The organism is Variovorax sp. 20P10.2.4, assembly GCF_058244205.1.
In genome coordinates this window covers 1-10,540 of sequence record NZ_JBZAYE010000223.1, presented here as the reverse complement: position 1 = coordinate 10,540, position 10,540 = coordinate 1, and the positions used below count along the sequence as shown (strand labels likewise).

Below are 10,540 nucleotides of genomic sequence, written 5' to 3'. Positions count from 1 at the left end.
GATCGCCGAGCGCATGCCGGCCGAGTCCTAGGCAGGCAGTGCGTCGGCGCCGATGCGCTCCCACAGCCGCGCGACCGCCGGCCGCGCGTTGAGCCGCGCGCGCCAGGCCACGATCGCGACCTCCACGTCCCAGGCACCATCGCCCACCGGCACCAGCTCGCCGAGCCGGCCCGCGACGAAGGAGCTGTCGGGCAGCCAGGCCATGCCCATGCCCTGCTGCGCGAGGTCGCCGAGCACGTCGGTCATCTCTGATTCGAAGGCCCGGTAACCGATCAGCGGCTGCGCCGACTGCTCGATCGCTGTCGCGACCACGCGCGCGAAGTAGCCGCTGGGCGAGTACATCAACAACGGCACCGGGCTGGCCGCGCTGCCCGGCAGCGCGAAGCGCTCCGAGGCGGCGAGCGCGCGCGACACGTAGGGCCGCACGCGCTCGAGGCCGAGCTCGCGGCGCTCGAAGCGCGCCGCATCGAGCTGCAGCGGATGCGCGGCCTGGTGGAAGCCGATCAGCACGTCGGCCGAGCCCGCGCTGAAGGCCGTCAGCGTGTCGTGCACGTTGCCGACCTCGAGGCTGCAGCTGAGGTCGCCCGCGCCCGACCAGCGCGCCCACCAGCCCGGCAGCCGCGTGCTGGCCAGCGCATAGGTCGAGGCGATGCGCACGTGGTTGCGCGCGGGCGCGTCGCCGATCTCGGCGCGCGCGTCGGCGATCTGGTCGAGCAGGCCCGCGGCCACCTTGCGGAAGCGCTCGCCCGCGGGCGTGAGCCGCGTCGGATAAGCCGCGCGATCGATCAGCTTGGCGCCCAGCCATTGCTCGAGCGCCTGGATGCGGCGGCTGAACGCGGCCTGCGAGACGTTGCGCATCTCGGCCGCGCGCGTGAAGTTCTGCACCTCGGCCAAGGTGACGAAATCCTGAAACCAGCGTGTGTCCATCGCGCCCTCTGTTGCTTTGCGTGCGGCGCATTCTGCAATGCCGCGTGCCCATCGCTTGCGTGCATGGGCGATGCGTGCGGCGCATCGCGCCCGGATGCAAACTCGACATTGGACCGCGTGCGCGGGCCTCGCGACCATTGGCGAATCCACTCACCACTTCAGCAAAGGATTCGGACATGAGCGAACAACTGCGCGCGGCCGCCAAGGAATACATGGTGCGCTACGGCGGCGACACCTTCCCCAACCTGTTCCGCAGCGCCCGCGGCGCGGTGGTGGTCGACGACACGGGCCGCGAGATCCTCGACTTCACCTCGGGCCAGATGTGCGCCACCATCGGCCACAACCATCCGGCGATCGTGCGCGCCGTGCACGAGGCCGGCGAGAAGGCCTTCCATCTGTTCAGCGGCATGATCCCCGAGGTGGTGGCCGAGCTGGCGCAGAAGATGGCCACCGACTGGATGCCCGCGCCGCTGAGCAAGTCGCTGTTCGTGAACACCGGCTCCGAGAGCAACGAGGTCGCGCTGCGCATGGCGAAGATGTACACCGGCGGCTTCGAGATCCTGGCCGTCGGCGGCTCCTGGCACGGCGTGACCGGCGGCACCAGCGCGGTGTCGTTCGCGAGCGACCGCAAGGGCTACGGCGTGCACGTGCCCGGCGTCTACCTGATGCCCGAGCCCAACGCCTACCGGCCCTACATCCGCGGCATGTCGGGCGAGGAATCGGCGCTGGCCTGCCTCGAGCTCGGCCTCAAGATGTACGACATGGCCTCGACCGGCCGGCGCGCCGCGATCATCATCGAGCCGATCATCAGCGCGGGCGGCGTGCTGGTGCCGCCCCGGTCGTACATGCAGGCGCTGCGCCGCGCCGCCGACGAGCGCGGCATGCTGCTGATCTTCGACGAGGCCCAGACCGCGTTCGGCCGCATCGGCCACCGCACGGCCTCCGACTTCTACGGCGTGGTGCCCGACATCATGTCGGTGTCGAAGACCATGGGCGGCGGCCTGCCGCTGGCCGCCGTGGCGACCAGCCCGCGCATCGAGCAGGACGTGCACGAGAAGGGCTTCACCTTCTACACCAGCCATGTTTCCGACCCGCTGCCCGCCACCGTCGGCCTCGCGGTGCTCGACACCATCCGCAGCGAAGGCCTGATCGAGCGCGCGCGCACCACCGGCGCCTACCTGCGCGGGCAACTGCTCGAGCTGCAGCGGCGCTACGAGGCGATCGGCGACGTGCGCGGCGAGGGCCTGCTGCTGGGCGTGGAGCTGGTGCAGGACCGCGACTCGCGGCTGCCCCATCACGAGCTCGGCGCGCGCACCACGAAGAAGTGCTTCGAGCTCGGCCTGAGCATGAACATCCGGCGCCGGCCCGAGCGCGGCTCGGTGTGGCGCATCGCGCCGCCGCTCAACGTGGCGCACGAGCAGATCGACCGCGCCATCGAGATCCTCGACCGCGCGCTGCGCGAGAGCCTGGACGAGATCGCCCATCCCGCGCCGGTGGCGCTCGCGGCCTGACGCGCCGGAGGACGCCATGAAGACCCCGAACCGGATGCTCGCCGGTGCCGTGCTCGCGGCCGCCGCGCTGGCCGCCTTCGCGCAGGAACCCGGCGGCACGCTCGCCAAGGCGAAGGCCGCCGGCACCCTCGTGATGGGCGTGCGCGAGGCCTCGCCGCCGCTGTCGTATGCGGTGGGCGGCAGCTACGTCGGCTACCACGTCGAGCTCTGCGAGCAGATGCTCGCGAAGCTGCTGCCCGGCGTGGCGGTGCGGCCGATGGTCGTGACCTCGCAGAACCGCGTGCCGCTGCTGCAGAACGGCACCGTCGACATCGAGTGCGGCTCGACCACCAACAATGCCGCGCGCCAGCAGCAGGTGGCCTTCGGCAGCACCACCTACATCACCGAGGCGCGCTTCGCGGTGCGCGCGGCCAGCGGCATCGAGTCGGCGGAGCAGCTCAGGGGCAAGACCGTGGTCACGACCGTGGGCACCACGCTCGTGCAGCGGCTGCGCAAGCTCGAGCAGGACAACAAGGGCATGGCGCTGAACATCGTGCTGGCCAAGGACCATGCCGAGAGCTTCCTGCTGCTCGAGAGCGGCCGCGCCGATGCCTTCGCGATGGACGACAACACGCTCGCGGGCAACATCTCGAACGCGCGCAACCCGGCGGACTTCCGCATCGTCGGCAAGCCGCTGGGCATCGAGCCGATCGCGATCATGATCCGCAAGGACGACCCGGCCTTCAAGCGCGCGGTCGACGGCTACCTCGCGAACGCGATGGCCTCGGGCGCGCTCGAGAAGCTCTATGCGCGCTGGTTCATGGCGCCGATCCCGCCGCGCAACGCGGTCATCAACATCCCGCTGAGCGATTCGCTCAAGGCGGCCTTCCAGTCGCCCAACGACCGGCCGGCCGAGGCCTACGAGGAGCGGCTGCCCTGAGCCTGCGCCCGCAGGCTGCGCCGCAGCCGCGCGGGCGACTGGCCGTAGCGCGCGCGGAACATGCGCGCGAAGTGGGCATCGCTGTTGAAGCCGTTCTCGAAGGCGATCGACGAGACCGAGCGCGCGTGGTTGCGCGCATCGCGCAGCGCCTCGTGGCAGCGCTCGAGCCGGGTCTGCCAGATCAGCCGCTCGGGGCTCGCGTCGCTGCCGTCGAAGGCCTTGTAGAGGTAGCGCCGCGAGCAGCGCAGCGCATGGGCGATCGCATCGACCGAGAGCGTGGCCTCGCTCGCATGCAGCCGCACGTACTGCACCGCGCGCAGGCGCACGGCGGCCAGCGCGTCGACCGGCGCGCGCGCATGCGGCCGGCCGCTCGACAGGGTGGTGGCGAGCAGTCCGATCGAGGCCTCGGCCAGCAGGTGGGCGGCATCCTCGGTCACGTGCGCGAGCTGCGTGTTCAGCGTGCGCAGGTGGCCGCCGAGGATCGGCGCCATGCCGCTGTCGGCCAGCGCCTCGTCGCTCGAACACACCAGCGAGGGCAGGCCCAGCGCCGCGAGGCGCTCGCGCGGGATCTGCAGCCCGAACAGCGAGGCCGGCGCGGCCGATTCCCAGGTGTAGGGCAGGCGCTGGTCGAGCATGATCCAGTCGCCCGGCCCCAGGTGCACCGTGCGGTTGGCCGCGTGCACGTCGGCGGCGCCGGCGATCTGCATCGAGAGCTTGAAATAGCCGCCGCCGCTGTCGAGCGCGTCGCGGGCCTCGCGCGTCACGCGCGAGAGCGGCACCTGCATGCGCACGGCGCCCAGGCCGCCGACGTCGTAGATGTCGCAGCGGGCCTCGAAGTCCGGGCCGCCCGCGTCGTCGTCGCCGCGCAGCCGGCCGAAGTAGGGCGCGATCGCGCTTTCCCAGTAGCGCATCCGCTGGGCGGCGGGAACGTCGAGCGTGGAACAGGACTGGGCGTGCATGGTCCGGGCATTACAGCCGGTCTGGCGGCGCGCCACAAGCAAGGCGGGGCCGCGCGGGCCCACGCCGTGCACGCTGGTGCAAGACACGGTGCACCGGCAGTCGTGCCGCGCGCGCTGCGCTGGCTATCGTCGGCCGGCCCCTTCATCCAACCCGAGGAATCCCATGAGCAGCAAGCATCTCTTCATCGAACAATGGACACCCAGGCCGGCCTGGATCGCCCGCACGCCGGCCGAACGCCGGGCCTTCGCCGACGCCGTGCTCGGCGCCATCGAGGCCATGAAGGCCGGCGGCATTTGCACGCTGGGCTGGGGCGCGGCCGACCGCGGCGTCGACCATGCCGATCCCGCCGCCGCGTTCTGGGCCGTGTGGGAGATGGACAGCGCCGAAGCGGTCGCGGGCTTCCGCCAGGGCGTCGAAGCCTCGGGCTGGTACACCCTCTTCGAGCAGCACAACACCACCGGCGTGGCGCAGACCCCGGCCCAGGTGCTCGAACTGCTGGCGGGGCTTCCGTCATGAGCTTCAAGGTGCTGTCGCTGGTCTTTCCGGGCATGACCCTGATCGACCTCGCGGGTCCGCTGCAGGCGCTGTCCTTCATCCCCGGCTTCGAGTCGCAGCTCGCGTGGAAGCACACCGGCGCGCTGGCCTCGGATGCCGGTGTCAGCGTGGTCGCCACGCACGGCTTCGACGACTGCTGGGAGGCGCCCGACCTGCTGTTCGTGCCGGGCAACACCAAGGCGCTGTTCGCGCTGCTCGAGGACGAGCAGACCAAGGCCTTCCTCGCCCGTGTCGGCGCGCGTTCGACCTGGATCACCAGCGTGTGCAACGGCTCGCTGCTGCTGGCCGCGGCCGGGCTGCTCGACGGCTACCGCGCGGGCTGCTACTGGTATGCGCGCGACCGGCTCGCGCTGCTGGGCGCGATCCCGAGCCCGGGCCGCATCGTGATCGACCGCAACCGCATGACCGGCGGCGGCATGACCGCGGGCATCGACTTCGGCGTGCGCGTGGTCGGCGAGATCGCCGGCGAGGCCACGGGCCGCATGGTGGAGCTGCTGATGGAATACGCGCCGCAGCCGCCCTATGGCACGGGCCGGCCCGAGCTGTGCGACGAGGCCCTGGTGGCCGGTGCGCGCGAGGCGCTGCGCGAGCTCATGCCGCTGGGCACCATCGAGCGGGTCGCGGCGGCGCGCAGGTAGTCGGCGCGAACGAAGCCACCCGGCTTCGTTCGTGGTTCAGCGCTGCAGCCCGTGCAGCGCCGCCAGCTCCTCGATCAGTCCGAGCTGGAAGGCATCGAAGCGCTCAGAGGGCTGCATCAGGCCGAAGAAGGGCGTGAGCGGATCCTCGACCTCGGTGCGGTGGCCCGACAGTTCCTCGAGGATCGCGAGGCCGCAGAAGGGCACCGCCACTTCCGAGTAGCCGCCCTCGTGCACCATCACCAGCCGGCCGCCCGCATGCCGCTCGGCGAGCGCCATCGCATGCCGGGTCATGAGGCGGAACGACTCGGGATGCAGCAGCATGCGCGCGAGCGGATCGACGCCGCTGGCATCGAGGCCGCTCGCCACCACGACCAGTTGCGGCGCGAAGCGGTCCACCGCGGGAATCACGATGCGCTCGAAGGCCTGCATGTAGGCGTCGTGGCCGCCGCCCGGCTGCAGCGGGATGTTGATGTTGAAGCCCAGCCCCACGCCCTCGCCGCGGTCGTGCGCGCCGCTGTAGCCCGGCGGGAAGCAGTGCTCCTGGTGCAGCGAGATGGTCAGCACGTCGTCGCGGCCGTAGAAGAGCTGCTGCGTGCCGTTGCCGCAGTGCACGTCCCAGTCGATCACGGCGATGCGATCGATGCCGTGGCGCGCCTGGACGGCCTCGATGGCGATCGCGATGTTGTTGAGGATGCAGAAGCCCATGCCGCGATCGGCACTGGCATGGTGGCCCGGCGGGCGGCAGAAGGCATAGGCGTTCGGATGCCGGCCCGCGACCACGCCATCCATGGCCGCGATCGCGAGGCCCGCCGACAGCGCGGCGATCTCGTAGCTGCCCGGGCCGTAGGGCGCGAGATCGCCCATGTCGCCGCCCGCGGCATCGCTGCCGGCCTTGAAGCGCGCGAGGTAGTCGCGCGTGTGCACGCGCAGCAGCTCGTCCTGCGAGGCCGGTGGCGCCGACCGCACCTCGAGCCTGTCGCTGAGGCCCGAGACGTCCATCAGCGACTTCAGCCTTCGCTTGGTGTCGGGCGCCTCGGCGATGCCGACACCCGCCATCGGCTGCACCCAGCGGCCCACGGGCAGCACCAGGGCATGGGGTGCCCCGGCGATGTGCCAGAGCGTTCTCTCGTCGTGGAAAAAGGCGGTGCGCTTCATGCGTCGTGGCTCCAGGGTGAAAGCCACGAAGGTAGCGGCCGCCGCGCGCCGGTGTCTGATCCACCGTGCACGGCGGCTTGCCCGAGCGCGTCAGCGCGCGGGCGCCACCACCGGCGCGTCGGCCGGCGAGGGACTGCGCCCGATCAGCCAGGCGCACAACGCCGACACCACGCCCGCGAACAGCACGTACAGGCAGATCTGCCACGGCTCGCCGCCGCCCGACTTGAGCAGCGCGGTGGCGATGATCGGCGTGATGCCCGAGGCGAAGATGCCCGAGAACTGGTAGACGAAGGAGATGCCGGTGTAGCGCACCTTGGCGTCGAACAGGTCGCAGAACAGCGCGGCCTCGGGGCCGTAGACCGAGGCATAGAGGATGCCGAACGGGATCACGATCGACAGCCACACCAGCAGCACGTTGCCGCCGCTGTGCGTCATCAGCCAGAAGCCCGGGAAGGCCGACACCGCGGTGATCAGCGAGCCCCACATGTAGACCCGGGGCCGGCCCAGCCGGTCCGACAGCCGGCCGAAGAAGGGGATGGCGAAGCACATCACGATGGCCGCGGCCATCACGCCCAGCAGCGCATCGGTGCGGCTGAGCTTGAGCGTGCCCGTGAGGTAGGCGATGGAGAACACGCCGAAGATGTTGAAGAACACGCCGTCGATGTAGCGCGCGCCCATGCCCTTCAACACATTGCCCGGGTAGCGGCGCAGCATGTCCATGAACGGGATGCGCAGCTCGGCGTTGCGCGCCTTCACCGCGGCGAACTCGGGCGTCTCCTTCACGTGCAGCCGGATGTACATGCCCACCCCGACCATCAGCCCCGAGATCAGGAAGGCGATGCGCCAGCCCCAGGCCATGAACTGCTCGTCGGTCAGGAGCCACGACAGCAGCGCCACCACGCCTGAGGCCAGGCACAGGCCGATGGCCAGCCCGATCTGCGGCAGCGAGGCATAGAAGCCGCGCTTCTCCTTGGGCGCGTACTCGTAGGCCATGAGCACCGCGCCGCCCCATTCGCCGCCCAGGCCGATGCCCTGTGCCACGCGCAGCACCAGCAGCAGCAGCGGCGCCGCGATGCCGATCTGCGCGTAGGTGGGCACCAGGCCGATCAGGAAGGTGGCCACGCCCATGATCATCAGCGTGATGATCAGCATGCTCTTGCGCCCGATCTTGTCGCCGAAGTGGCCGAAGATCACGCCGCCCAGGGGCCGCGTGACGAAGCCCACCGCGAAGGTGGTGTAGGCCAGCAAGGTCGCCACCACCGGGTCGCTGCCCGGGAAGTAGAGCTTGTTGAACACGATGCCGGCCACCACCCCGTAGAGGAAGAAGTCGTACCACTCGATGGTGGCGCCCACCAGCGCCGAAATCACCACCCTGCGAATCGTTTTCTCGTCGTCGCGTGCACTGCTCATGTGTTGTCTCCGATGAGTGTTGTCGTGGCGGCCTCTTGGTCTTCGCTCTCGGCGGGCCGTGCGGGATGCGTTGCTGCTAGTGCGCGGCCGAAGCCGCCCTGTGGTCCTCTCTGATCATGTCGACGGCCTTCTCGGCCATCATCACCGCGGGGGCGTTGGTGTTGCCCGACACCAGCGTGGGCATGGCCGAGCAGTCGACCACGCGCAGGCCGCCGATGCCGTGCACGCGCAGCCGCGCATCGACCACCGCGAGCGGGTCGTGCCCCATGCGGCAGGTGCCGGTGGGATGGAAGATGGTGGCGCCGTTGTTGCGGCAGAACTCGAGCAGCTCGGCGTCGCTCGCGGCCTGCGCGCCGGGCTTCACCTCGCGCTTCACGTAGGGCCGCATCGCGGGTGCCTCGGCGATGGCGCGCGCGGCCTTCACGCCGGCCACCGCGGTGGCGCGGTCGAGTTCGGTCGCGAGATAGTTGGGCTGCATCTCGGGCGGCTCGGCCGCATCGGTGGAGCGGATGCGGATGTGGCCGCGCGACTCGGGCCGCAGCTGGCACACCGAGAAGGTGAAGCCCGAGTAGGGATGCACCTTGCCGCCGGCCATGTCGGCCGACAGCGTGGCCACGTGGAACTGGATGTCGGGCGTGGCGGCCACGGGGCGGCCCGCCTCGTCCTTGAGCGCGCGCATGAAGCAGCCGCCCTGGTTGATGCCGATCGCGAGTGCGCCGCTGCGGTGCAGCAGCCATTCGAGGCCCAGGCCGAGCTGGCCGGCCCAGGAGTTGAGCTGGTCGTTGGTGGTGATGGGCTTCGTGCACTCGTAGCCGAGGCGGATCTGCAGGTGGTCCTGCAGGTTCTCGCCCACGCCCGGCAGTTCGTGCACCGGCGCGATGCCGAAGCGATCGAGCAGCGCGCGCGGGCCCACGCCCGAGAGTTGCAGCAGTTGCGGCGACTGGATCGAACCCGCGCAGAGCAGCACCTCGGCGCGGCAGTGCGCGGTCTTCTCCACGCCGCCCTGCCGGTAGCGCACGCCGGCCGCGCGCCGGCCCTCGAACACGAGGCCGGTGGCCAGCGCCTCGGTCTCGATGCGCAGGTTGGGGCGGTGGCGCGCCGGTGCGAGGTAGGCCTTGGCGGTGCTGCAGCGCAGGCCGCGGTGCGTGGTGAGCTGGTAGTAGCCCGCGCCTTCCTGCGCGGCGCCGTTGAAGTCCTCGGTGCGCGGCACGCCGGTCTGCCGGGCGCCTTCGATGAAGGCCTCGATCAGCTCGTGGCGCGCGCCGATGTCCGACACCTTGAGCGGCCCGTCGCCGCCGTGGAACTGGCTCGCGCCGCGCTGGTTGCCCTCGGAGCGCACGAAGTAGGGCAGCACTTCTTCGTAGCCCCAGCCCGGGTTGCCGAGCGCGGCCCAGTGGTCGTAGTCCTCGCGCTGGCCGCGGATGTAGATCAGGCCGTTGATCGAACTCGAGCCGCCCAGCGTCTTGCCGCGCGGCCAGTAGATGCGGCGGCCGTTCATGTTGGGATCGGGATCGGTCTCGAAGCGCCAGTTGTAGACCGGGCTCCACATGGTCTTGCCGTAGCCGATCGGCAGGTGGATCCACGGGGAGCTGTCGCGCGGGCCCGCCTCGAGCAGCAGCACGCGCGTGGCCGGGTCCTCGCTCAGGCGCGCCGCCAGCACGCAGCCGGCCGAGCCGGCGCCCACCACGATGTAGTCGAAGGCTTCTTCACTGAGAGAGTCAGGCATGCGTGCGGTCCGGCGATGGAACAATGGCCTCGATTCATTGCATCCTAGATTATTGATTTTCGGAACGCAATGTTCCACTTTAGAGGTTTACCCGCATGCCCCGTCCCGCGCGTTCCGCTGCCGCCCCTGTTGCCGCGCCCGTGGTTGCCGCCGTCGAGGAGCCCGTTTCAGGTTCCTCGGCCGAGCGCAGCCTGCGCCTGCTTGCGCTGCTGGCCCACGAGGGCCGCGCGCTGTCGCTGGCCGATCTCGCGGCGCAGCTGGGCCTGCCCAAGGGCACCGCGCACCGCATCTGCACGCAGCTGCTGGCCACCGGTTTTCTCGCGCGCGACCTCGACGAGCGCTCCTTCGTCGTCGGCCCCGCGCTGCGGCAACTGGCCTTCGACACGCTGAACCACGGCAGCGTGCGCGGCCTGCGCCACGAGGTGCTGGCGGCGCTGGTGCAGGAGGTCGGCGAGACCTGCAACCTCACGACGCTCGACGGCGCGCGCGTGCTCTACCTCGACCGCGTCGAGGCCCAGTGGCCGCTGCGGCTCACGCTCGACGTGGGCTCGCACGTGCCGCTGCACTGCACCGCGAGCGGCAAGCTCTTTCTCGCACAGATGCCGAAGAAGGCGCGCGACGCGATGATCGACGGCCTGCCGCTGCCGCGCATGACGGCCAGCACCCTCACCGACCCCGCCGCGCTGCGCGCCGAGTGCGACGCGATCGCGCAGGACGGCTTCTCGCGCGACCGCGAGGA

General features: G+C 70.8%; 10 protein-coding genes. 5 read left to right on the top strand and 5 right to left on the bottom strand.

What is annotated here, in order from left to right; translation table 11 throughout:
• Positions 1-27 precede the first annotated feature (27 nt).
• Positions 28-927 carry a LysR family transcriptional regulator gene (locus AC27VN_RS20575; protein ID WP_490877703.1) on the bottom strand — a complete coding sequence of 300 codons (900 nt, stop codon included), beginning with the start codon at positions 925-927 and terminating at the stop codon, positions 28-30.
• Positions 928-1,103: 176 nt separating this feature from the next.
• Here AC27VN_RS20575 and AC27VN_RS20570 point away from each other — a divergent pair, with 176 nt between their 5' ends.
• Both AC27VN_RS20570 and AC27VN_RS20565 read left to right on the top strand, forming a co-directional pair.
• On the top strand, positions 1,104-2,438 hold the full coding sequence (locus tag AC27VN_RS20570; protein ID WP_093340332.1) for an aspartate aminotransferase family protein: 1,335 nt from the start codon (positions 1,104-1,106) through the stop codon (positions 2,436-2,438).
• Between the two features lie 16 nt (positions 2,439-2,454).
• The gene (locus AC27VN_RS20565; RefSeq protein WP_490877702.1) at positions 2,455-3,357 is read left to right on the top strand and encodes a transporter substrate-binding domain-containing protein; all 903 of its coding nucleotides are present in this window, start codon (positions 2,455-2,457) and stop codon (positions 3,355-3,357) included.
• Here AC27VN_RS20565 and AC27VN_RS20560 read toward each other — a convergent pair.
• On the bottom strand, positions 3,336-4,316 hold the full coding sequence (locus AC27VN_RS20560; protein WP_490877701.1) for an AraC-like ligand-binding domain-containing protein: 981 nt from the start codon (positions 4,314-4,316) through the stop codon (positions 3,336-3,338). The two genes, AC27VN_RS20565 and AC27VN_RS20560, sit on opposite strands and share 22 nt — an antisense overlap.
• Positions 4,317-4,479: 163 nt before the next feature.
• Between AC27VN_RS20560 and AC27VN_RS20555 the strand changes: the two genes are divergently transcribed.
• Together AC27VN_RS20555 and AC27VN_RS20550 are read left to right on the top strand one after the other, a co-directional pair.
• Positions 4,480-4,833 (top strand): DUF6616 family protein, encoded by a 354-nt coding sequence (locus AC27VN_RS20555; RefSeq protein WP_490877700.1) that lies wholly within the window; start codon positions 4,480-4,482, stop codon positions 4,831-4,833.
• Positions 4,830-5,510: a DJ-1/PfpI family protein gene (locus AC27VN_RS20550; protein ID WP_208509776.1), complete on the top strand. Its 681-nt coding sequence runs from the start codon at positions 4,830-4,832 to the stop codon at positions 5,508-5,510. Before AC27VN_RS20555 ends, AC27VN_RS20550 begins: the two co-directional genes overlap by 4 nt.
• Before the next feature lie 36 nt (positions 5,511-5,546).
• On the opposite strand, the gene AC27VN_RS20545 is transcribed toward AC27VN_RS20550, so the two are convergent.
• The 3 genes from AC27VN_RS20545 to AC27VN_RS20535 form a co-directional block, all read right to left on the bottom strand.
• Positions 5,547-6,665, bottom strand: a complete 1,119-nt coding sequence (locus AC27VN_RS20545) for a class II histone deacetylase (protein ID WP_490877699.1) — start codon at positions 6,663-6,665, stop codon at positions 5,547-5,549.
• Between the two features lie 90 nt (positions 6,666-6,755).
• Positions 6,756-8,075 carry an MFS transporter gene (locus tag AC27VN_RS20540; RefSeq protein WP_093340324.1) on the bottom strand — a complete coding sequence of 440 codons (1,320 nt, stop codon included), beginning with the start codon at positions 8,073-8,075 and terminating at the stop codon, positions 6,756-6,758.
• Positions 8,076-8,151: 76 nt separating this feature from the next.
• Positions 8,152-9,801 (bottom strand): GMC family oxidoreductase, encoded by a 1,650-nt coding sequence (locus AC27VN_RS20535; RefSeq protein ID WP_490877698.1) that lies wholly within the window; start codon positions 9,799-9,801, stop codon positions 8,152-8,154.
• A gap of 140 nt (positions 9,802-9,941) precedes the next feature.
• On the opposite strand from AC27VN_RS20535, the gene AC27VN_RS20530 reads away from it, so the two are divergent.
• A partial coding sequence (locus AC27VN_RS20530) for an IclR family transcriptional regulator (RefSeq protein WP_490877697.1) occupies positions 9,942-10,540 on the top strand: 599 nt, incomplete at its 3' end.